Raw genomic sequence first — 23,567 nt, 5'->3', positions numbered from 1 at the left:
TTGGCTTCTTTTCCCGCCCCAGCGGCAAGCTGCAAAACGTTGTTAGCAATCCGCTGCGCTCCTTGCTAACAATGGCTCGGCGACTTACGTCGCTTGCCGTAAGCCGCCGCTTCGCGGACTGCTTACAACAAGCGACTTGGCTAAATAGCTCCGCTTTTGTATCTTCGATACAGCTTCGCTACTTCGCCAAGTCGCCGAGCCGTTATTCAGGACTGTTTAAGTTTTTGATCTCCTGACGTTTTTGGTCTATACTGTTTAATAGTTTATTTTCTTCCTCTCTTTTAATCACCAAATTATGGAATTTCTTAGGGTTAAGAGAATGAGTAGAATCGATATGCGATGTTACATGCGGTAGCTCCAATTCTATCATTCGGTAACGCATTTCATACGATTTTCTATCGTCTAATTGTTTGTTCTTCTCGTATAGAACACCGAGACCTAGCGAAATAATGGTAGATAATGCTATCATAACAATGATCAGAGGTGTTGATTTGAGATCAATGCCGTAATGATGTTTTACAATGACCTGATCAGGAATTTCAGCTATCTTTGAAACAATGTCTTTTTCTTTGATTGTTAATACAGCTAATTCCTGTCTAGTTATTGTGGAGATTTCATTAGCTACATCCTGAAGTGTCCCATAATCGTTAATGATCTTAGATAGTACATCGTTTTCTCTTTTAATAAATTGCTTGATCTGTTGTAGTAGTTCCTGATCCTTTGCTCGCATTTCATGAAATTCCTGCATTTTCTTTTCATTTTCAGAAAGTAGGGAGACAATTGTAGGCATTATTCGTACAATATCCTGCGTGATCAAGTCTGTGTTTTCCTGCAATGCGCTTACCTGTTGCTGTATATTTTCTAATTCTGTGTTCATGGTATTAACGTTTTAGTCCGTAATTCTCTTTCTTTTTTCTTTTCTTGATCAACGGATCATCTTGCTCTGGTGTAATTTCGGGGTTCGAAAATAAAGCTGATGTTATGTGACCAAGTGTTTCTCCGATATTTCTGTCTATAGAATGATCCTTCGAAACATAGCTTCCAGTAATTTGATTTAGTTCAATAGAATTATCTATGCTATTTAAAGCCTTGTCGATCTGTCCGAAGCTCAATGAGCGGTCTATGGCAGAACCCCGAAATGTCTGTTCATCTTTGATGAACGAAATACCTTGAACCTCATCCGACCCCAATCTATATTTAAACTGCATTTCCACACCTCTGTAACGGATATAATTTTGTAGTTCCTTCCAGTTTTTACTGTGTCGTATGCCTGCCTTGACGGTGTCGTAAATTTGGTATTTCGTTAGATCATTACCTTTCAGTCTACCTCTGTTGACATTTCGTTTTCCTTCGGACTGCTTAAAGCCATATAATGCATTTAATTCTTTACAAGCTTTAAAGCTCTTATACCGCTGATTGCTATTGGAGATAGTTTTGCCATGATCGTTTACCCGATTAAAAATAATATGGATATGATCATGTTGGCGGTCGTGGTGGCGCACCATTAAGCATTGGGTATCCCTAATATCTAATTTTGATAAATAACGCTTAGCTGCGGATAGCATGATGTCATTATTCAGCTTGTTTTTATCTTCTGTATTCCACGAAAGAATAATGTGTCCGACTGCCTTGCCCAATCTTGGATTCAGCATCCGCTGAAAATTAAAGTCCTGTGTGATGGTCTTTGCCGAATCCGTCCGTAATCCATTTACATGGATAATCTCACTATCTTTTTTCAGGGCGTATCCAACGCATCCGCCGAAAGATCGGCCCTCAATTATCTTCGCTATCATGGTGCAGTAGTTTATTGATACAATGGTTAATGTGATGGATCGTATTTTTGCATTCCTGTGTCACCTCAATCAGTCCAGACTGGTGTGCTTTTTTAGTTAGCTGATTTAGATTGTTCGAAGCCCCAGTAATCGCCCTAAAAGCTTTCAATTGTTCTTCGGTAAACCTAGGTGTAATTTTTCGTAGGATCGCAGATTTGCGTACCCATTCCGATTTGCTCATACCTGCAATTTTTGCATTATGCAAAACTCTGTTATGTTCGCTTTCATCGAAACGGACATTGATCCTGAACTGTTTTTTATTTTCGAGTGCGGGTCTTCCGCCTTTTTTCTTGTTATTTTTCATCTTGTTTCTTTTTAGCTGTGACCATCGGGAGCCAATCGGTTTTGGGGTCACCAAAACACAACCTTGCTTCCTACCTATTCGATAGTTTTCTTCCCGATTGAATATTTTGGGTCTGTTCTTTGGATGATGTGAAAATCAGATAGTCATTGACATCCTTGATCCTGTTGTCTTGCCTCTGCAATTCTTCCATTCCATTTTTTACGGTGTGCGTTTTTTCAAAATGGCTTCGCAAACTGTTGTACGATTTTAAACCACTGCTATCTGTGTCCAGATAGCTTGTTATTCCGTTATGTCGCCCTAAGAATGGATATGCTTTTTGCAGATTGGCGGTCGTATTCAGGATACAGAAGTTCGTATTTAGATACGGCTTACCTGCATTCTTTTTTAACGTCATAAAGGATAGCAGATCCGTGAAGCCCTCAAACAAAACAACATCTTTGTTGCCGTTATCGATCGTGGTGATCCCCTTTGTCAATAGGGAGCGTTTATCATAGCTGTTGCGCAGTTCGTATCCACCTGCATCATTCTTAAAACTTGCGGCAAAGTACGTCTGTCCTTTTGCCGTCCGGTAATAGATTTCCTGACAGTATACTCTGGCAATTTCAATATCTATTTTGCGTACGTCGGTCAGATAGTCTGTCAGAGCTTTGTTTCCGAGAGGCTCAACGGAAAGGATGGTGTAAGCGCGTTCATTTTCTTGTTGCATGACCTGTACTTTATCCAATACGGTCTGCTGGTGAAAAGAAAAGATATTTTTTCTTTCATCAGCCCAATCTAAAACAGTTGATAGGTTTTCCGTATCCAAAAACTTCATCAGGAAGTCAATGTTATTTCCTCCGAATCCTTCCGAATGCGAGTACCAGATATTCCTATGGATATCCAACTTTGTCGAAGCCGTTCTTTCGTCTCCTCCATTGAATGGGTTTTTAAACCATGCTTCACGGCTGTTCATCCTTGCGCATGGTATCTGTAGATAATTTAATATGGATATGAGCGGTATGCGCTTTAATTCATCACATGTCATAATCTTAATTTTAAAGTAGGTTTAGTTTAGTCTATTACTATATAGGGGCGGACTAAACTAAACCTGTTTTTTAATAATAGAATTCAGGGTTGAACCGGTAGGTCTTATCGTTTTTGATGACCATCCGTTTGTTTTCCAGAAATGTCTTCAGCTGTTTGGCTTTATTGATGCCGAAATTGAAGCCCTTTGCCAGATACGCATTCCGTAATCTGCCAACATATTCATCATATGTGCAGGTTATTTCACTGCCGTTGAACATTTCCTGTAACACTTCCCGATGGTTCTCTTTGGAAAGCTCCTGATAGTCGAATCCCTTTCTCGATACTGTACCTGACAGGTCAAAGTTCTCATCCAGTACGGGCAAACCATCATCGATAAAAAAGGTAAATGGCTCAAACTCGATATCCCTGATGAACTTTGGCGCCACGGTGCTGTAGTTTGTATCCAGATCGCTTTTGGTGACCTGTAATATGGATTCAGCCTTATTGTTCAATTCTGTCCCCAAATGCCCTCTGGTGTTGTCATCACCCTTGTTTAGGTGCAGTACGGTATGGATGTGTATATTCAGCTCCTGTGACCATTTCATCAGCTTGCCGGTAATTTCGGTCGCTTCCGTAGCATTATTGATGTCGTAAACAAGATCCCTGATCCCGTCTATGATGACCAGACATATTTTGCCCGCATATTTGGACAGGGCATATTCGATGATACTTATGCGCTCTTTAGTGGGGTATTCCCTCAGGGATATAAATTTTAGGTTTTCATGGACTTCCGTTGTCGGGTAATTTATGAGTTTGTAAACCCTTGAAATCAACCTGTGGCAATGGAATCTGCTCTGCTCCGTATCGCAGTACAGTACCAATGGACGGTTTATGGGAACTTTGACCTTATACTGTAATATCTGTTTTCCGCTCAATGCAGCAGCGACCAATGAAATCACATTGAATGTTTTCCTACTCTTGGCCTTTCCGGTGGATGCGCTGAAATTTCCTAATGTACCGATAACGGAATCGGAATTGCTGATTGTTATCATGATCGGAGGTTCTAAAAATTTATCTGTTATTTTTACTATAGCCCTATCCAATGCAGTGGCTATGTCCTGGTTAAACGAGATCATTATTTACCTCCTTTGTTATGGTTGAAGTTCGTCATGGATGCCATAACATCTTCTTTGTTGAAGTAAATGCGCTTTCCCATACGTTTATAGGGAATACGCCCCTGTTTCATCCATTCGGTCAGGCTGACAAGGGAAATATCAAGCTCGTTTGCCATTTCCTTTTTGGTCATTAGTTTTGTCGGTTGCTTTTTTTGCGGAGGATCGTCCATATTACCAACCTTTGAAATAAAAACCTGTAGTTCTTCCCTAACTGCATCCTTGACACAATCTCTAAGGGCATTTCGATCCAGTGTAATCATACTTTGCTCATGTTTATCAATTTAAGAATGTCGAAGTCATGGCCACTTTCTTCGTTTAATTAACTTGACACAAAATTGGGCAAGCAAGACCACAAAAAATGCCGTTCAGAATTTTGAACGGCATCTCTGCAAGGGGGTGGTATGATTTATCTTCTGGCTATTCAATTGGAATAATTTTGAATTTGCGATCTGAATTGTCAATGTCGGTGGGTTTACCGTCACAAAAATAGTTCTCTACTGTTCCGAATGGAATTGGCTTATCATGTTCCAAAAAATGATTGGAAATGATTTTTGCCCATGTTATATGGGCGTTAGTCCCTAGGAATGTTTCTGCTTTTCCGTTGATTATTATCTTTGCTTTCATAAATTCATCAAACAACGCGATCAGATTAAGTTTGTCGCCGTTCAGTATATTGATTTTATGATGATCCAAGGAATTCAATCGGGATTTCTCTTTTTTGAGCTTTTTAACCTGTTCTTTAAATTCATCCAATTCTTTTAATGTCGTATTATACTGTGCTAGCAAACGATCGAGATTTTGTTTCTGGATGAATTGCTTTTTTAATTCTTCCTGTTCCTCTTTGTTCGAATCTAGATAGTTCTCCAGAATAGTTTTTATGGTATTTATATTGGATTCTGTACTTGCATTGGATGAATTGGCAAGTTTCGTAAATGCCGAATCGATCAATTCCTGTGTCCGCTGGAATTCTATTTGAGTTTTGCTCTTTACTTCTTGCAATAGTTGCTCGCTGACTATCTCATATTTTTTTGACAGACTTACCGTGAAATTCCATCGGTCATATTTGGGAAGGATATTCTCGATGAAATACTGGAATTTCTGTATTCTAAGGTCGTTTCTTCTTTTCTGTGTCGCCGACAGCTTTTCCTGTGATTTGCTTCTTTCCTTTTTTAGCTCGGAATTAACAGTCTGCCATAATTCTTTAAAAAACTCTCTGCCGTCAGTATCGTTGAATTCAGCTTTGTAATAGTTGAAGTGGCGCAAAAAGAGATCTTCAAGTTGACTCTCTGGAAGTCGCTGAACTTTTATAAGAAAGTGTACATCCGCATGCGTATCGTTCTTGGAAAAAGGGACGCCCACGTCCAATGGATGCGGATCAAAGTCAAACGGTTTTCTTCTTCTGAAATATTTACTGTTCATAATTTTAAAATTTGTTCAGTGCATCGATTAACGAATCCGTGTTTGCCGATTCGTATTTCATTAAAGTCCTTATGTCGGAATGTGCGGTCAGTTTCTGCACAAGTGTAATGGGTACGTTCCTGCTCAATAGGTTCGTTACCATTGATCTTCTGCCGACATGGCTCGATAGGAAGTCGTACTTCCTTTTTTCTATCACCAGCTTTTGCTTACCTGAATACCTTGTGATCTTTATGATTTCGTCCATTCCTGCCAGTTTGCCGACAGTTTTGATATATTCATTGAACTTCTGGTTGGATATCTTGGGCACGGAGTAACCGATACGCTCCAAGATATCCTTTGCTGGGGCAATATACCCCTCAAAAGGTACGATCACCCTTTTTTTGACTTTTACCGAAATGAAGTCCCAAGCATTGTTTTTTATGTCCTTTGGGTCAAAGTTGATCAGATCCTCAAATCTTTGCCCTGTGTAGCACAATAGACAGAACAGATCCCGTACCCTTTCCAGACTGGGTCTGTCCGAAAGATCATGGTTCATCAGTTTCTGTATTTCGGATTCTGACAGGGCAATGATCTCATTGTAGGCTTTCTTCTTAAAGTTTGTCTTCTGGGTCTTGAAGACATCGGGATGCACCAAATAATCATTGTCGTTGCACCACTTTAGGAATACCTTTAACGTGGAGATGTACTTGTGGATGGTGTCATTCAGCAAGCCCTCTTTATCTCCATCGTTCGTGTTCTTTTTCCTGCTTAGAAATACCTCAAACTGATCGAGAAATTTACCGTCCATTTCCCTAAGGATAAGTTTTGTTCCCTTATGCTTCTCAAAATCCTCCAATCCCTTAAAGACTGTCCGGTATTCTTTTAACGTACCCTCTTTGACAAAATTGGATTTGTAGGAAAGGAACTGGGTTTTCAGGTGGGAAATGGATATTTCACTATTGACGGCATTGTCCCTGTCAATACAGTCCTGTACAATCTGTTTATAATCCTCTTTGGAAAGAAACTGGTTTGTTTCTTTTTTTCGCATTGCTTCCCTTGTACAGCAGTTTGCAAGGTTGTTCAGTTCAACATTGAATTCCAACGCTCCGCTGGCACTTGGTTTAAGCCTTTCCTTTTCAAAATCCCAACTTTTGGGCAATATCTTATAGTTTGTCCTGTATTTTATCCTACAGGATTTATCCGGTGAAAAGAAGAGATACAGTGCAGTGGGCGATGGATTCCAGAACTTTTGTGCAAGGTTCTTCTTTTTCCCTCCAACCTTTGCCAATTCCTGTTTGACCTTTTCAGGCGAAATATCGGGATTATAGGGCTTATCTAAATAAAAATTCACTTTCATATTTCTCGGACATATTTCGGACAGAAATGCTTAATATTACCATATTTTACCTTTGTAAGGTTAGGTAAAGATAGGTAATAAAATTTGTAAATACCTAATAATCAGAGTAAAATAAGAAAAGTAAAAGTAAGATATGATAACGGTTCGAATCCTGCCACCCCGACAACACAAACACTAAGTGTTATCAAAAACCCGCAAATTCTATGGATTTGCGGGTTTTTTGTTTTATTTCATATCAAGAAACCCCAAAGAATATCAATGTAAATGTGAGTAAAACGGTGAGTCTTTTTAAGTTTTAAATTTACTCACCAAATAGCTTGTAAATAACTGTAAATCATTTGTTTGATTCATTTATTTTGATGCTATTTATGGCTGTTTGACTTTTTTATTGTTCTCAATGTGATGATTGAGGTGAGTAAACTACTCCAGAATGAATGAGTTGAACATAAAATAAATGGATATGAAGAGTAGAAACACCTTTGGGATTCAATTCGTATTACGGTTGCCCAAAAACAAAATTGATGAAATGGGAACAGTTTATGCAAGGATCACCGTAAACGGTCGCCGAACCGAAATATCATTAAAGAGCAAGATTTCCATCAAAAACTGGAATGAGGGAAAAGGTAGAGCAAAAGGAAAGCGAGAAGAAATTGTAAAGCTGAACAGCCATATGGAGCAAGTGCGGTCATTGATTTTTGATTGTTACAATCAGCTCATACAACAGAGTAAACCTGTAAGTATTGAAGCCGTAAAAGCCTTGTATCTTGGAGAAGATATAGAAGAGAGAATAACAATTTTGAAGCTGATTACCTATCATAAACAGGTATCGGAACATAAACTAGCTGCTGGAACAATAAAAAACTACCATACAACGGAATCATATATCAAGAAATTCTTAAAGGAAAGTTATAAAAAGAATGACTTGCTACTGGACGAGTTGAATTTTCGGTTTATTCTAGATTTTGAATCGTTTCTTACGAATTATAAACCCATAGATCACCATAAACCGTTAAATAATAACGGTATCATGAAGCACATGGAGCGCTTGCGAAAGATGATTAATTTAGCCATTACAATGGATTGGTTGGAGAGGGATCCATTTGCCAAATATAAACTTCGGTTTGAAAAGGTAGAACGAGGACATCTATCAAAAGAAGAGCTGGAAATACTTGAAAACAAGACCTTTTCTATAGAACGTCTGCAATCTGTATTGGATATGTTTTTGTTCAGTTGTTATACCGGACTTGCTTATATTGATATTTCTAATCTTAGTCGAGAAAATATTATGAAGGGAATTGATGGCAAGGACTGGCTTATGACCAAACGCCAAAAAACGGATACCCTTGTAAAAGTTCCTTTGCTCTATCAGGCTTCTACTATTATTAAGAACTATAAAGAGCATCCTGTAGCAAAAGCAAGCGGCACCATTTTTCCTGTAATATCCAATCAACGTATGAATGGTTATCTCAAAGAGATTGCCGATATCTGTGGCATTAGCAAAAACCTGACATTTCATTTGGCTAGACATACATTTGCTACAACGGTTACATTGAGTAACGGTGTTCCTATTGAATCTGTAAGCAAAATGCTCGGACATACCTCAATAAGAACAACACAAATCTATGCTAAGGTACTTGAGCATAAATTGAGCGAAGACATGAATAATCTTCGTTTGAGAATGGTCTCAACTAAGCAATCAGGATAATGCTTTAATTTAGATTAACCTTATATGGTGCCTTTGAAAGCCAAAGGAAGCCATTAAGTTCCATTCGGAAGGCACTGTGCTGTTCTTTTAGTTCATTTGCTTCGATATGGTAGTGATCAGATTATTTTTTATTACTGCCGAATTGAAGTGAGATAAATTAAAAGAGATGGCATATGAAAGTAGAACTGATTACTAAAGAGGATTTTGAAAACTTTAAAAAGGAGCTTTTTGAGGAAATAAGAAAATACAGAGGGCGTTTAAGAGGTGCAGAACCAGAACCTAAAGAATGGCTAAAGAGCTATGAAGTCAGGAAATTATTAGGGATTTCACCAGGCACTTTACAAAATTTAAGAATAAATGGAACGTTAGCTTATACAAAAATCGGAGGATTGATGTACTACCGATACCATGATATCCAAAAATTGATGAACGGAAAAAATGATGATAGCTAACTATAGCTTTATGAAATTTTAGAAGCAGAACTCTAACGGTTCTGCTTTTTTTTTGTCCATTTTTTTATAGCCCAAGCACATTTACTTTCATCGCCCACGCTGTGCAGTAAAAGAGCTTTTGGCTACTTTTTGAAATAGAAAATCGAAAAACATAGCCCTACACCACACACTTCATTATATTTTTCGATTCCCTATTGTGGGCTTTCATAGCCCAATCTATAATCCATTTTTAAAAAAATTAGAACAGAATATTTCCATAATCAACCGGTAAAAAGACAGCCAATATATGGCGGTCATCCATCGCTCCAGTCCAGCCAAAAGACTACGGCATAAACGGTTTCCTCCCTAAAGGTACCCTCCAATTATTCCGTTTCCTTTTGGCTTTTCCTATTGACCGCCCTGATAGTCTGCTTTCTTTTTTCCGGTTTTTCTTTTGGAAAAATTTATGAAAGGCGAAGCAAGGCGAGCCACACAGCGAAGAACCGACAAAGAGAGCGTAACAGAATAATAATTTTTAAAAAGGACGATTATGAACATTATCGGAAGATTGACGAGAGATGCGGAAGTACGCACAACGTCACAGGGCAAACAAGTGGTAAACTTTTCAGTAGCCATCAACGACAGCTACCGAAACAAGCAGGGCGAACGAATTGAGCAAACCACCTATTTCGATTGTGCCTACTGGATTTCTGCAAAGATAGCAACACTACTGACCAAAGGCACATTGGTAGAACTTACAGGGCGAGTAAGCCCAAGAGCGTGGGTAAGTAAAGACGGAGAACCAAGAGCAGGGCTGAATTTCCATACTTCAAACATCAAACTGTTCGGAGGTAGTAAGAGAACGGACACCGTACAAGCTACTGCACAATCTAAAAGTAACGTATTTACATCGCAGGAAACAGAAGATTTACCATTCTAACAAGTAACATTCAATCACTTTTTAACATCAAAATTTTAGCATTATGGCACATAATATCAATTTCAACGAGAGAACAGGACGTTATTCATTTTTTAGCGTTAAGCAAAAAGCGTGGCACGGTTTAGGGCAAATCGTGGAGCACTACCCAACAAGTGAGGAAGCTATCCGACACGCAGGATTAGACTATGAAGTCGTAAAATCCCCACTGTTTACCAAAGGTTCGGGCATTATCGAAAGCGTAAACGGTATCGAGATAGGCAGTTCCGAATTGGAAGTACCTAACTATTTCGCCAACATTCGCACCGATAACAATGCAGTATTGGGCGTGGTCGGTAAAGATTACCACATTGTACAAAACCGTGAAGCCTTCAATTTCTTTGATGCTATTGTAGGCGGTGGCGATGGTATTCTGTACGAAACCGCAGGAGCATTGGGCAACGGAGAGCGCATTTTTATCACAGCCAAATTGCCCGACTATATCCGTGTAGGCAATGGCGATGATGTAACAGAAAAGTACATTTTCCTAACTACTTCGCACGATGGTAGCGGAAGTATTACAGCCGCTTTTACGCCTATTCGTATCGTATGCCAAAACACCCTAAACGCTTCTTTACGTAATATGACCAACGTAGTCCGTATCAAACACACTTCGGGAGCAAAACAACGTATCGAGAATGCTCACAAGATTATGGGACTTGCCAATACGTTGAGTAATCAATTAGAAAACATTTTCAACGAGTGGACTAAGGTTAAAGTATCAGACCGAGAAGTAAAAAAACTAATCCAATTAGCACTTTGCCCGAACAAAGAAACCCTTGACCTATTGAAGAAAGGTGCGGAAGATGAAGTTTCTACCGTCTTTAAAAACGTGGTAGATGATGCTTTTGGCTATGCGATGATGAGCGATACCCAACAAATGGACACGACCAAAGGTACATTGTTCGGAGCATATAATGCTGTTACAGGCTACTATCAAAACGTAAGAAATTACAAAGATGGCGAAGCTAAATTACAGAGTATCGTAATGGGCGGAACGGCTCAACTGAAATCACAAAAAGCATTTGAATTGTGTACCGCCTTTGCTTTAGACGGTGCGGAAATCTTAAACCTTAATTAAATAACCACAGGCTACCGCCTTAATCGGTGGTAGCCTAATAAAACAAATCATTATGGCAAATTGGTGCAGTAATACGGTTGTTTTTGATGGAGAATCCGAAGCAATCACAACAATACAGGAGGTTTTTCGAACGATGAAAAATAAGGAAGATGAAAGCGGACAGGGACAATTACCTGACTTTATTTCCGAAGATAATGGTGGGTATTTCTTCAATATCTATTGGAATGAGGGTGATGAAGGCGTATTTCAATATGAAACAAAATGGTCGCCTAATATTGAAATAGTCCAAAAGATAGCAGAATACTACCAAGTAGATTTTGTACAGGACTATGAGGAAATAAGCAATCTTGTATATGGCAGGGCAACATTTTCTGACAAGCTTCTCACAGATGCTTATTTGGAAGATGAGGATTTTGAACAGTACGAGTTTGATGAAGAAACTGATACCTATTCTTTTGAAGGCGAAAGTTATGAAAGTGATTGGGAGATATTAGAAACCTTATTGGAAAGAAAAATTCGCCAGCCCTAATGCTTTAGGGCTGGCGGCGAAAAGACGAATCCTTCCATTGGTCGGAACCGTCTTTTCGCTTTTAAATCGGAGCAACCACTTTGCCAAAATGCTACGCATCCGGCAAACAGCCTGCAAAATATTTTGACGGATTTGAGAATCCGTAAATTGAATTGGAACTTTAAAGCAAAAAACAATTTCTTCCGATGGTCAAAAACGTTTTTTACTAAATATAGTGCAACCACTTTGATGAAAATGTTTACTTCGTCATTTTATCAAACAGGTTGCGATATTTTTGCGAGGGATATTCTTTATCTCTTTTGTTGTTTTGGAGAACTTCTTTTCTGACTGCGACCAAAGAAAAGAAGCAAAAGAACATCGCTTGGTTAATAATGTTATTACGAATACTCTATCTCAGCACACTATTTTTTCCTTAATTTAGCAAAAGGCTTAAAAGTATTTAGTTGTTTTTTATTTGATTTGATGAATACTAAGCTCAAATTAATTTTAAACCAAAATATCGAAATGTATTTAGCATATATAAAAGTTGAGAATTATAAAGGAATCGAAGCAATAGAAACAGAATTTGATCCCAAATTAAATATAATTATTGGTGAAAATGGATGTGGAAAATCAGCAATAATAGACGCTATACGACTGTTATATAATATTGGAGAGCCAATCAGAGAGATTTCTGTTTCGTCGGATGATTTTCATCAAAAGACAGTAGAGAACGATGGAATTAAGACTATTCAGAAGTCTTCACTAATTACTATAACGTATATTTTCAAAGGACTATCTACAGCACAAAAAGGAGCTTTTTATGAATATATGGTGATCGATCCTAATAAAATCGAAGAAGATTATGCTAAAGTCTCGATTTCTTACGAGGAGAAAGATGGAAAATATCCGAACTTCTCATACAATACAGGAAATATTGACGGACAAAAAGCCGATTATAAAACATTTGAGCTTTTCCAACATTACTATCTAGGAGCATTGAGAGATAGTACTAAAGATCTACTGAGCACTCGGAATAATATTCTTGGAAAAGTTATAAGGCGATTTGTAAAGAGAGAAAAGTCTGAGTCTGAAATTGAACAAATTATTAAAGATGCTAATTCTCAACTGTTGAGTCGTGATGAGGTGAAAAATACGAGAGATGGGGTGAATACAAATCTCGAAAGTATTTTTAAGAAAGTCATTGATAATAAAATTGGGGTTAGAATTGAAGAAGCAAAAACTGAATATATTGTTAATGCTATTAAACCCTATCTTCCACATGATAGATCAACACTAAAGGATGAAGGATTTCATTTATGGCAAAATAGTTTAGGTTTAAACAATCTGATATACATAGCAGTAGTTCTTGGTGATATAAAAGAGCAAATTGAAGATAATGGTCTTCCCCATTTCGCCTTATTAATTGAAGAGCCTGAATCTCATCTGCATCCCCAATTGCAATTAAGCCTTTATAACTTTCTCAACAATGCAAATGCTACCGAAAATAGTCAGCTATTTATAACTACTCATTCGCCGACTTTAACTTCAAAAGTCCCACTAAAGAATCTTATTCTCTTGGATTGTGGCAAAGCAACAAAACTTGATAAACAATTTCAAAATAGAGAGTCTGAAAAATTAATCGAGGATACCACCAAAAATAAGGAATTGTTAGATCCTGATTTGGAAAATAGGATGAAGAAGCTTCAGAGATATATAGATGTGACGAAATCTCAACTTTTATTTGCAAAATCAATTTTGTTCATTGAAGGAATTTCAGAAGAACTATTGATCTCAGCGTTTACTCTTTTGGAAGACTATAAATTGGAAGATTATAGAACCGAAATTGTTAACGTAAAAGGAACATCTTTCTATCCATTCCTGTATCTTTTTAATAATTCAAATCTATTAGAGAGAATTAACAAACCTATTTCTATCATCACCGATGATGATAGATTTACAGATTCGAAAAAATCTGAATACAGTTTTGATAGTTTAATAAATGATTACACTGTTCTTGATCTGTTAGATGATTCTATTCAAAAAGGCAACGCAGTATCGAGAATAAAAAACTTGAATTCTGTAAAAAATAATGCAGATAACATTAAAATCTTTGAGTCATTCAAAACATTAGAATACGAAATTGCATTGCATAACATAAATGATGATAGGAGGAATTTTAAAAATAACTTTTTAGTACAATATTTAGACGTTGTAGAGGGTGCTAAAATCAGTGAAATTGTTACTTATATGGCGACATTTGCAACAGACTTAATGACAGATGAGCAAAGAAGGAAAGTTGCCATTCTCCTATGGAAAACTTTCCCCACTAAAGCTGAATTTGCACAGGACTTTTCAATTCATTTGCTGGATAATTTGGAGAATGCAAAAGCATCATTTATGGTTCCAAAGTATATATTAAATGCATTAACTCATTTAAAAAACGGATTATAATGTATTTTGAAAATGAGGAAAGATTAGCTTATCTACAAGCTAGGGGAAAAGTTATTCTGAATGCCTGTCCAGGTAGTGGAAAAACAACAACTATTGCGAAGAAGATTTTAAATTTAGAAACTTCAAAAGAAATCGGAGGTCATTCTGGTGTAGCTTGTTTATCGTTCACTAATTCTGCTAAAGACGAAATTAATGAAGCATATAGAAAGCTAAGCGGTAAATCACTTCAGTTTCCTAACCATGTATCAACCATTGATAGTTTTATAAATAAATTTATTACGCTTCCTTTTTATAATTTGCTTAATCGTGATTTCAATAGACCAAAGATACTTGATCATACAAATATCTTAGATGATATGTGGAAAACGACCTACGTAAAAAACGGAAAGACACTAGATGGTTTATTACGACCATTGAATAACGCAGAATATAAAGCAAAAAATAATCGCAGTATTTTTCATTTATATCCTCCAAGCGAAATAAGAATTGAGCCTGATGGTACTTTTTCAATAAATGGTAATCAACCATCTACTGATAAAGTAGATAGAGAGAATTTTAATAAGTATTGCCAGCTAATTAAAAATAGACAATTTACAAAAGGGCTTATATCAACTGGAGACTCCGCATATATTGCACTTCATTTATTAAGAAATAACCCGAAAATTTGCCAGTGGCTTAGTTTAAGATTCCCTTTTATTATAATTGATGAGGCGCAGGACAATTCTTTAATACAGCACGCCATATTTGAGGAATTGGTAAAGCAGGGGCTAAAAAATATTGAATTAATTGGAGACCCTTATCAAAGTCTGTATGAATGGAGAGATGCAAAACCTGATGAATTCTTAAGAAAATATGAAAGCGATCAAACGTGGCAATCGTATGACTTGACAGACAATAGACGTTCACCTCAAAGTATCATTGATGTTTTTTCTAAAGTTAGACGTTCAGAGGACTCAGCAATTAATAGTGTCGATTGTGAAGAGCAAAATAACTCTGTTTTGGTGTACAAATATTCAAGCACTAATCACCAATTAATAATTAAACATTATGACGATTATTGCGCAACAAAGAAACACCTTAATAGTTGTATTGTAGTTAGGGGGAATTCATTAAAAGATTCGTTGTTGGGAAAAAAACTAGAGCAGAGACCGTGGGGAATAGAGCTACCCAAAGATATTATTTATGCTAAAAACCTGTATATCAGTGGTGATATTAAAAATGCAATAAAAGAAATACGAGCAATAAGCATTCAGCTTATTTATGCGGGCACATTTGATTATCATACACTTAAGGAAGTTGAAAAAGAAAAGAGTGTTGATCCTCATTTTAATTCTTCAATGATCACCCTTTTAGATGAATTACCTGATTTTAACAAAACTGTACAAGACTGGACAACAGAAACTCAGCTTTTCCTAAAAAACAGATTGAAACTTAATTATGACGTTGACTTTAGTTTACGAAATAGAAAATCAAAATATTTCGAAAAAACTACTTTGTTGGAAACCGTAAGCCAGCATTTCAAGAAGTCTTTTTCTGCTTTTAATATTCCCATTACAACAATACACCAAGTCAAAGGTCAAACCTTGGATTCAATTCTTGTTTTCTTCAATGAAAGAAAGCATAAGGATAATATCTTATTTGAAAATATATCAAACAATGGAAATATTTTTCCTGATGAAACGAAGAGATTAATATATGTGGCCCTATCCAGACCAAAATATCTATTAGCAATGGCCTTTCCTGATTCAATAACTGATGATGAGCTAAAAGAGAAATTTGGAGATAAAATTATAATAATTACACAAGATGAATTAAATTAAATATAATCAAGTTGTATTATTTCATACTATGTAAATCCAAATTTCCAAATAACGAGTATATTCTAGCCATTGACAGTCTTGTCAATGGCTCTTCTAAAATCATTCACATCGCTACCAACCAGTAAACAACAAGAAAAACCAATATCTAAAAGAGCTTTACCTATTTTCTCGTCATCAATATCACTATGGGCGATTAGCTTAATGGTTGGGTATTGTGCTCTTAATTCTTGAAGTTGTACCAGCACATTTTTGTCGTAGAAATCAAGGTCGATGATACAAGATTTCGGAAATTCTTCCAAGTTAGATAACTGAGATAATCCATCTTCGATTGTTTCACATCGGAATATGATTTCAAAGCCTGAAGCAATAAGATCGTTGCAGATTACATCTAAAACCGGACTTTTATCATTGATAAATGCAAGGGGGATTTTGTTGAGTTTTGTATCGGTTTCCATATCAATATCAAATTTAAGTTTATGGAGTTCCTGCACAAAAAAAGAAGCGCAGGCAACTACAACTTACCGATACTGAGGCACTGGTATACCCGACAACGAATAAGCGAGCGCCCACGCCTATAGCGTGAGCGTTCTTCCTTATCGTCTTGTTGTCTTAAAAATTACCAGTTTTCAGTACCAAGACTTAAAGCAAAAACACTTTAAGATTTTCTATATTTTACTATAGCAAATATACTAAAGTCGTTTTGATAGGACGGTATATTCTTTATAAAAAAATCGGATAGCCAGTTTGACTATCCGATTTTCATTCAAGGCTTATTCAAGAACAAAACTCTATTTTCGAGATTGTTCTATCTTCTGCATTCTATGATAATCCTGTTTATGTTTATCTCCTTTAGTAGAAGCCCAGATTCCTAATGACCCAATAATAACTAAAGCATAAGCAATCCATTTTCCTACACTTTCTATAAAGCGAATAAATACCGAGGATTCAAAACTCGAAAATCCTTCTTCACCCATTGCGTTGCGTCTGTAAAATTTTCTACGGCTTATCCAATAGATAAGTCCAATGCCTAGTACCAGGGCAATAATGCCCATAATCAATGTAGGAATATCCATGAGCTACACTTTTAATTAGTCACTTTGATAAAAATAACCAAAATCCAGTCATTAGGAAAGTTAAAAGGTAAAAACCGACTTTTAAAGTCAGTTTTTATTTACTGATATTTCCTTCTTAATCCCTACTATTAAACTGAAAACTCACTTGCTTTTCATTTCCAAAACTGTCCGAAATCCAAACGTCAAAAGATTGTGATACTGCAGATGTTGAGGTATAATACAAGCGGAGTTGCTCCGTTGGTAACTGGTACAAATCGTTCGGTTGATATGGAGGTTCATCGTAATACTGTAACGTTCCTGTACCGTCAAACTGGAAGTATCGAAGAAAATACTGTGTATTGGTGTAATTACCTGTACGCTGTATAGTAATTCGAATTTCTACTTTCTGTCCCTTGGCAACGTCTTTGGGTACTGGCATTACATTAACCTCAAAAGGAAAATTATTCTTTATTTCCAACTCATCATCTTTGCTACAAGATACCAAAGAAATCGAAGCTGTCAGGATTACCAGAAATACATATAATGGCAGTAGCCCTGTTCTTAATTTATTAAATATTGCTATCATTATTTCTACGTTTTAAAAATTAAACCTTAATCCCACACCTGCCGACGGTCGGAACTGTTGCAGATCAGTACCCCATACTATCTTTGTACGTCCTTGTAGAACCAGTACAAAACGGTCAGACAGATACGTTTCAAAAGTTAATCGACTGCCACCACCATAGATAAAATTATCTTGACTTAGTATCTCCGCACCATCGTATAACATCACTTCGCTACGGTTAATGGTTTCGTAGCCAAATACGCCTGTTATGCCTAAATTTAGGGTAACGTTCTTGCGTGCATCACCCAGCAGGAAGAAACTGTAACCGCCTTCGGCTGTATAAGTTTCCTGTGGGATGCGCAGGTCTTTGTAGTCGTGGTATCGATGGGTATATTCCAGCGCCCAAAGCTGATAATTACCATTTTTACTGTTTATGGTCATGGCTGTACTGACGTAATAATCGTTTCCGATTTTATCATTAGACAATACACCTGTGCTTATTTCCAAGCCTTTTTGCTTGGGCAGCATCCTTTGTGCCTGTGTAACCGAGATGCCCATTACAAGGAGCATCACGGTATAGATATACTTTTCCATTCTGATTACTTTAAAAAGTTATTAAAATTTTAGGTGCATATCGTTAATCAAACGAGCTTGGATTAAGTCGGAATTTTCGACCTGCAAGGTTTGATGTCTGCCTCCGTTTTTCTCGTAGATTTCAATCAACAACACCTTGTCGTCGGCAATGGTAAACTGGTCTAACAGGAACACGTTTTGTTCGGTAGTTTTCCCAATAATTTCATTCAATGGTTTGTATGTTCGTAAGGGCGTTAATGGATGTTCCTGTACCACGGTTCGCTTGGCGACTTTTTTATCCACCACTTTGAAATTGATAAAATCAATCCCGAAAGGTACATTGGTACTGTTGCGTAATTCGGTATGGAAATAGTATTTTCCGCTGTGGATGTAAATGCCTTTCAGAATAAACTGAATACCGAAACTTTTGGCACCGATATGTTTTACGATACGTTTGTCTTTTTTGTAAATGGTTTCCAATAATAAACCTGCCAGCGAAGGAGAGTTGTGACCCAATTCTTCAAAAAGAACATCGTTACCATTGGCTCTATCTACTGCTTTTTGCATGGTCTGCAAGTCATAGCTCATTGCTTCGGGATACGAACTGTAATACACATTGAAGTTGTAAAAACGCCCGTCGTTGGTAATTACAGAAAAGTTGGTTTCCTGTTCAAAGTCCTTTACCGAAGCTTTTATACGCAATACATTTTCAGCATCTTCGGCTTTACCAGCAATCAGGTATTCACTGCCTAAATCCACGTAACGAATGGCGGTTGGGAAAATCAAATGAGAAGTTTTATCGTAGGTTACTTCCATTTTGTAAGGTTCAATCTTGCCCAATGCAAGTGGTATTCTGATGCTGTCCTGTGCAAAAGAGCTTATAGCAAAGCCCATCGTTAAGGCAAATGCACAAATTGATTTTAAAAGATTATTCATTGTTTTAATATTTGAGTTCAACATTATTTTTTAGATACCAAGAATACCTGATGTCCTGCTTTTAGGGTTACTTTTGGTGTACGAACTTTTTTAGCGAAATAACCCGAAATACCCTGTACTACACCACGGCTGAGGTCTGCTGCAACTTGTTGTCCGGCAGATTGCGTCATCATAATACTGCTTCCCGAAGACTGGCTCATATTGCCTGCCATTTCGGTAAGCGCATTCATTTCAGGTGAATACGGTACGTTTAGCCCTTTTTGCCCGTCCAGATCGTAGATGGTTATATCTACTGGAATGATATTACCCTCCAATTCTACCGAAGTGATTTTCAACTGCAATCGTCCACCTTCAAACTTACCGTTGGCTATTACTATTGTTCCTTTCGGTATGGTACGCTGTGGTGTTTGGGCTGCTTCCATCAATCGTAAACGCACACCAGCTTCGCCAACAATTGTTTGCGTTTCGTGTACGCTAGCTTTGATGCTGTTTTTGGGTTGTACCACTTGTTCTGTAGCACCAGCCGTGTAAAACCCACGGTTTTTGGTTTGGCTCCAATCGGCTGTAAACGCACTGTCGGTAGGCTCACGATATAGCGCCGATACAGTGTTTTTTCTTGCGGAAGTGAACGATACAAAATGTTCCTTTTGGTTGGTTTGGCTGACTGTTGTAGCTACGGGAGCATTACCATTGACTGGAAAATTAGTTCCAGAACCTGTATTTTGCGGAAGATATTTAGCTGCCATTTGATAAGATTTTTCCATTAAGGCGAGTTGGTCGTCCACTGTAGTTGGTTTTGGAATATCTCGGTCGGCTAATTGTTCTTTCAGTTCATCCAGCTGTCTGCGTAATTCCATTGTTTCCGAATTATCGTTGCTATAAAATGAACCCAAAGCATTTTGTGAATTTCGATAACTGTTTAAATTGGAGTTGCCAAAGCGTCTCGAATTATCGTTACCGCCAAAACTATTTTCTTCATTTTCCTCTTCAAAAGCAACCTCGCTGTTTGCGGAAGAATTATCCTCACTCCAATAATCGGATAGCGTTGTCAGCGCATTGCGTTTTTCTTGATCTTTTTGTTCTAGCATTTCCAGTTCGTAAGCTTTCCCTTTGTCGTCGGGCATTCCTGCTCCGGTAGCTTGAGGAACAGCATCATTCAACCCAATGTTTTCCAGCTCTTTTTTGTCTTCGAACGGTTTAAAGATGAGGTACATGCAACCTGCAAAAACCATCGCCATTAAACCGAATATTAAAGGCTTTTTTAGCTTTTCTTTATTAGTCTGTGTGTCATTTTGCAACACATCAGCGGTTTCTTTCGGACTTCCCTCAGTTATCCGAACAACCGATTTTTTGTTTTCATTTTCGTTCATAAATCTGATTTTTTAGAATTGTTGATATACTATCCTGCAACTTTGCAGGCGTTTTATTTTTAAGGACAGGGTTTTCGATATGCTTGATGTGCATATCGTTTTCAGATGCTCCTGTATCGTATATGACTTTACCGATGACAACTACTGTAAGCAGTAGGTAGCCCACAAAGAAGTACAGCATATATTGGTGTTGTTTGCGTAAAGGCAATGCCTGCCAACACTTGTCCAATTGATCAAAGTATCGGTCTATAGTTGCTCTTAATTTTTTCATACCTTAATGATTATCGGTTATCGCATTCTGAACCGCCTGTTTTGGTTAGATAACTGCTCTTTGGGCTTTTCGGACACTTGTACTATGGCTTCTTTTTTCGTTGGAACCGAATTGGCAGATAGATCTGTTAATTTTGATTGTTTCAATAGTTGCCCGTACTGATCTATTCTTTCAATATTCATTTTCTGTACATCGAATAGACCGTTTTCATACTTTACCCACATATTGCATTCAACCTTTGGCCTATCATAGGCATTCCATTCCAGATAGGTTTTCAGCATCATGATGTTAGGCAACATCGGTTTGTCAGTTCCGTTATTACAAGCCTCCAAAAATCTGCTGATGCTATCTTTGAGCTTGCCGGCATAAGACGCTTCTGTTTGGAAATAACCGTCATACCCTTTATCCGTTAACGTTTTGGCGAATGTGTCTAAATCAAGTAAGTGTTTCATTATTTCTGTATTTAGCGTTCTATAACTTCGATGTCTTTGTTTTCCACGACGGCAAATTTTTCAATATTGAATCCTTGTGGATTATTGTCTGACCGAACAGAATTAACGAGATAACAGGATGTAATCAGGTTACGGCGGGTTACATTGCTTGACCGTATGATAAACTGTTTGGCATAGGTTCGTACTGAATACGGATGGCTATCAAAATTGCAGATTACACTGTCCACCTCGATGCGCTGTTGCACATTACCCGATATGATGCGGTTGTAATAGCCCTTTTCCGAAAGGTCTTTGTAGTAATCAAATGCACTTTTGTCGGCGAGGTGAAACGCCCGTTTCATATTGCTTTCAATAGCATTTTTGTCCGGGGCAAGCGTAAAGAACAGTTCGTGAAAACGACGAACGTGTTCTCTTGCTTCAACCGGTCGGTTGATACCGGCATCTTGCGATAAAGCCAACATCAATGATTTGCCGTTATCCAATACATATACTTTTTGGCGTTGTTCTTCGGCAAAGCGGTAGGACTGCCACACGGCATATCCCACCACGCTGATGCAGAGAACCGCAAATGCAATGGCATATAATCTTATCTGCTTAAAGCTATTTTCGATATTTCTTAGCGTTTTAAATTCCATTTTTTAAATGATTTGATTGTTTATTTTCCCATTAATTTTCCACCGATATTCCCAACAGTTGAACCTGCACCAGCTCCGGCAATGTTTCCAGCTTTTATAGCCGTTGAGTTTACATTTCGAGTAAAGTTTCCTGCGCCACCTGCCTGAATAATCCATCCCGTTACCGTTGGTATGGTAAAGTATCCCACAATACCGATAATCATAAAAATGATGTACACCGTATTTGAGGTATCAGGGATGTAATTTGGGTCGGATAACATCTCAATGTCTTTTTCCAATATCAGCGATTGTATCCTTGCTAACATAGAGCTGAATAAATCCGAAACAGGAAGCCAGAGGTAAACACTAACGTACCTTGTAAGCCATTGGGTAAGGGTGGATTGAAAACCATCCCAGACGGATATAGCAAAAGCAATTGGCCCGAGTATGGAAAGTACGATCAGAAAAAAAGTACGTATGGTATCAATGACCAATGCCGCTGCCTGAAAGAGTATTTCCAATAGATTGCGGAACCAGTCTTTTATAGCTTTTTCGATTTGATAGGCACCTTTGTCCATATACATTCCTGCCATTGTTCCAATGTCGGAGGGCGACCAACCTAATTCTTCCAATTTTTTATCAAATTCCTCATCGGATACCATAAAGGCGGTTTCAGGATTTCGAACCATTGCCTCATATTCCAATTGGTCTTTCTGTTGTTGAAGTTTATTCAAATCAAGCACCTGGTCTTCGAGGATATTATGTGTTCCCGTAACTACAGGACTTAGCACCCCATTAATGGTTCCCAGTACAATAGTTGGAAAAAACATAATACAAAGTCCTAAAGCGAACGGACGTAAGAGTGGAAACACATCAATAGGCTCGGCACGGCTTAACGCCTGCCAAACCTTTAATGCTACATAGAACAAGGCTCCCAATCCTGCCAGACCTTTTGCTACTGCTGCCATGTCGCCTGCAAGCGGCATCATATCATCGTATAGCGAGCGCAAAACTTCATGAAGATTATTCCATTCCATTGTTACCAGTATTTTTGATTAGAAGTTCCATAGAGATCAAGCACTCTTTTGGCATCGCTTTTCTTTTTCGCTCTCAGGTAGCTTACTGAAATGTTCTTGTTGGTATAATAGCGAACCAAACTATGGTAGTCTTTTACTTCTTTATACACGCGGTCAATGATGTCCATGCGTTCTTTGTCGTTCAGTGAAAGACTCGATGAGGTTACGATTTGCTTTAATTCTTTCAACAGTTCGGTACTTTCATTTAATAAGGCAGAATAGCCATTGCCGATAGCGACTAATTCCTGTGGAGTGAAATTGGGATCGTTCATCATTTTACTAAAATTCTGTACGTACATTTCAGAAACATCACCTGCCAACAAAACAGTCTGCTGTACTTTACGAGCATCTTTTACCAAATTGTTGATGGCTTTCAGCTTGTCGTAATACTCTTTCCCTTGCTTATAGACTTTTTCAACTTCTTTAAAATTCTTCACCACATTACTTACCGTGGAAGAAGTTTGGACGATTTCATTAGCAGAATTAAGAATACCCGAAGCCAGATTTGCTGGATCGGTTACGACAAATTGTGCTTTTGCAGACGGTGCTACGGCAAGCATCAATGCCGTACACACCATAAAAAGAATCTTTTTCATTTTTTTAAAATTTTAA

At 37.7% G+C, this 23,567-nt stretch carries 26 protein-coding genes; 7 read left to right on the top strand and 19 right to left on the bottom strand.

What is annotated here, in order from left to right; genetic code table 11:
- Positions 1-202: 202 nt before the first annotated feature.
- From I6J03_RS04240 to I6J03_RS04205, 8 genes are all read right to left on the bottom strand, one after another.
- Positions 203-877, bottom strand: coding sequence for a hypothetical protein (locus I6J03_RS04240; RefSeq protein WP_003013290.1), 675 nt, complete (start codon positions 875-877; stop codon positions 203-205).
- A gap of 4 nt (positions 878-881) precedes the next feature.
- Complete coding sequence (locus tag I6J03_RS04235; RefSeq protein WP_003013289.1) at positions 882-1,793, bottom strand: relaxase/mobilization nuclease domain-containing protein; 912 nt, start codon at positions 1,791-1,793, stop codon at positions 882-884.
- Entirely contained in the window at positions 1,774-2,136 is a 363-nt protein-coding gene (locus I6J03_RS04230) for a plasmid mobilization protein (protein WP_003013287.1), read from the bottom strand. The genes I6J03_RS04235 and I6J03_RS04230 overlap by 20 nt, the downstream gene beginning before the upstream one ends.
- Before the next feature lie 70 nt (positions 2,137-2,206).
- A complete protein-coding gene (locus tag I6J03_RS04225; protein WP_003013284.1) occupies positions 2,207-3,088 on the bottom strand; it encodes a toprim domain-containing protein in 882 nt (293 codons plus the stop codon).
- A 142-nt stretch (positions 3,089-3,230) separates the two neighbouring features.
- Positions 3,231-4,193 (bottom strand): AAA family ATPase, encoded by a 963-nt coding sequence (locus tag I6J03_RS04220; RefSeq protein WP_224200403.1) that lies wholly within the window; start codon positions 4,191-4,193, stop codon positions 3,231-3,233.
- Positions 4,194-4,276: 83 nt separating this feature from the next.
- Positions 4,277-4,576 (bottom strand): helix-turn-helix domain-containing protein, encoded by a 300-nt coding sequence (locus I6J03_RS04215; protein WP_003013280.1) that lies wholly within the window; start codon positions 4,574-4,576, stop codon positions 4,277-4,279.
- Positions 4,577-4,733: 157 nt separating this feature from the next.
- Positions 4,734-5,735 (bottom strand): coiled-coil domain-containing protein, encoded by a 1,002-nt coding sequence (locus tag I6J03_RS04210; protein WP_003013276.1) that lies wholly within the window; start codon positions 5,733-5,735, stop codon positions 4,734-4,736.
- 4 nt (positions 5,736-5,739) lie between these two features.
- Positions 5,740-7,071 (bottom strand): site-specific integrase, encoded by a 1,332-nt coding sequence (locus tag I6J03_RS04205; RefSeq protein ID WP_003013274.1) that lies wholly within the window; start codon positions 7,069-7,071, stop codon positions 5,740-5,742.
- A gap of 460 nt (positions 7,072-7,531) precedes the next feature.
- On the opposite strand from I6J03_RS04205, the gene I6J03_RS04200 reads away from it, so the two are divergent.
- The 7 genes from I6J03_RS04200 to I6J03_RS04170 all read left to right on the top strand — a co-directional run bounded on the left by I6J03_RS04200 (position 7,532) and on the right by I6J03_RS04170 (position 16,046).
- On the top strand, positions 7,532-8,776 hold the full coding sequence (locus I6J03_RS04200; protein ID WP_039990341.1) for a site-specific integrase: 1,245 nt from the start codon (positions 7,532-7,534) through the stop codon (positions 8,774-8,776).
- Between the two features lie 173 nt (positions 8,777-8,949).
- On the top strand, positions 8,950-9,228 hold the full coding sequence (locus tag I6J03_RS04195) for a helix-turn-helix domain-containing protein (protein ID WP_003009976.1): 279 nt from the start codon (positions 8,950-8,952) through the stop codon (positions 9,226-9,228).
- Positions 9,229-9,757: 529 nt separating this feature from the next.
- On the top strand, positions 9,758-10,147 hold the full coding sequence (locus tag I6J03_RS04190; protein WP_003009978.1) for a single-stranded DNA-binding protein: 390 nt from the start codon (positions 9,758-9,760) through the stop codon (positions 10,145-10,147).
- 43 nt (positions 10,148-10,190) lie between these two features.
- Positions 10,191-11,264: a DUF932 domain-containing protein gene (locus tag I6J03_RS04185; protein ID WP_003009980.1), complete on the top strand. Its 1,074-nt coding sequence runs from the start codon at positions 10,191-10,193 to the stop codon at positions 11,262-11,264.
- 52 nt (positions 11,265-11,316) lie between these two features.
- Positions 11,317-11,793, top strand: coding sequence for a DUF1281 family ferredoxin-like fold protein (locus I6J03_RS04180; RefSeq protein WP_003009982.1), 477 nt, complete (start codon positions 11,317-11,319; stop codon positions 11,791-11,793).
- A gap of 462 nt (positions 11,794-12,255) precedes the next feature.
- Positions 12,256-14,226 (top strand): ATP-dependent nuclease, encoded by a 1,971-nt coding sequence (locus tag I6J03_RS04175; RefSeq protein ID WP_003009983.1) that lies wholly within the window; start codon positions 12,256-12,258, stop codon positions 14,224-14,226.
- Positions 14,226-16,046: a UvrD-helicase domain-containing protein gene (locus I6J03_RS04170; RefSeq protein WP_201694159.1), complete on the top strand. Its 1,821-nt coding sequence runs from the start codon at positions 14,226-14,228 to the stop codon at positions 16,044-16,046. Before I6J03_RS04175 ends, I6J03_RS04170 begins: the two co-directional genes overlap by 1 nt.
- 62 nt (positions 16,047-16,108) lie before the next feature.
- Here the strand turns inward: I6J03_RS04170 and I6J03_RS04165 are convergent, their stop codons facing one another.
- The 11 genes from I6J03_RS04165 to I6J03_RS04115 form a co-directional block, all read right to left on the bottom strand.
- Positions 16,109-16,501, bottom strand: coding sequence for a response regulator transcription factor (locus I6J03_RS04165; RefSeq protein ID WP_039990344.1), 393 nt, complete (start codon positions 16,499-16,501; stop codon positions 16,109-16,111).
- Positions 16,502-16,834: 333 nt separating this feature from the next.
- Positions 16,835-17,119 carry a hypothetical protein gene (locus I6J03_RS04160; RefSeq protein ID WP_003009993.1) on the bottom strand — a complete coding sequence of 95 codons (285 nt, stop codon included), beginning with the start codon at positions 17,117-17,119 and terminating at the stop codon, positions 16,835-16,837.
- 115 nt (positions 17,120-17,234) lie between these two features.
- Positions 17,235-17,684, bottom strand: a complete 450-nt coding sequence (locus I6J03_RS04155) for a DUF3872 domain-containing protein (RefSeq protein WP_003009994.1) — start codon at positions 17,682-17,684, stop codon at positions 17,235-17,237.
- Between the two features lie 12 nt (positions 17,685-17,696).
- Complete coding sequence (locus I6J03_RS04150; RefSeq protein ID WP_003009996.1) at positions 17,697-18,257, bottom strand: conjugal transfer protein TraO; 561 nt, start codon at positions 18,255-18,257, stop codon at positions 17,697-17,699.
- Positions 18,258-18,278: 21 nt separating this feature from the next.
- Positions 18,279-19,172, bottom strand: coding sequence for a conjugative transposon protein TraN (gene traN, locus I6J03_RS04145; RefSeq protein WP_039990346.1), 894 nt, complete (start codon positions 19,170-19,172; stop codon positions 18,279-18,281).
- 23 nt (positions 19,173-19,195) lie between these two features.
- Complete coding sequence (traM, locus tag I6J03_RS04140) at positions 19,196-20,542, bottom strand: conjugative transposon protein TraM (protein ID WP_201694158.1); 1,347 nt, start codon at positions 20,540-20,542, stop codon at positions 19,196-19,198.
- A complete protein-coding gene (locus I6J03_RS04135) occupies positions 20,529-20,813 on the bottom strand; it encodes a hypothetical protein (protein ID WP_003010003.1) in 285 nt (94 codons plus the stop codon). The genes traM and I6J03_RS04135 overlap by 14 nt, the downstream gene beginning before the upstream one ends.
- Before the next feature lie 17 nt (positions 20,814-20,830).
- Positions 20,831-21,265, bottom strand: a complete 435-nt coding sequence (locus I6J03_RS04130) for a hypothetical protein (protein ID WP_003010005.1) — start codon at positions 21,263-21,265, stop codon at positions 20,831-20,833.
- A gap of 11 nt (positions 21,266-21,276) precedes the next feature.
- Entirely contained in the window at positions 21,277-21,900 is a 624-nt protein-coding gene (gene traK, locus I6J03_RS04125; protein ID WP_003010007.1) for a conjugative transposon protein TraK, read from the bottom strand.
- Positions 21,901-21,920: 20 nt separating this feature from the next.
- A complete protein-coding gene (traJ, locus tag I6J03_RS04120) occupies positions 21,921-22,916 on the bottom strand; it encodes a conjugative transposon protein TraJ (protein ID WP_003010009.1) in 996 nt (331 codons plus the stop codon).
- A 2-nt stretch (positions 22,917-22,918) separates the two neighbouring features.
- Positions 22,919-23,551 carry a DUF4141 domain-containing protein gene (locus I6J03_RS04115; RefSeq protein WP_003010012.1) on the bottom strand — a complete coding sequence of 211 codons (633 nt, stop codon included), beginning with the start codon at positions 23,549-23,551 and terminating at the stop codon, positions 22,919-22,921.
- Positions 23,552-23,567: the final 16 nt, after the last annotated feature.

Origin of the sequence: Sphingobacterium spiritivorum (assembly GCF_016724845.1) — a bacterium.
In the GTDB taxonomy this organism is placed as follows: domain Bacteria; phylum Bacteroidota; class Bacteroidia; order Sphingobacteriales; family Sphingobacteriaceae; genus Sphingobacterium; species Sphingobacterium spiritivorum_A.
Note: the sequence above shows the minus strand (reverse complement) of the source record. Positions and strands in the feature narration are given on the sequence as shown.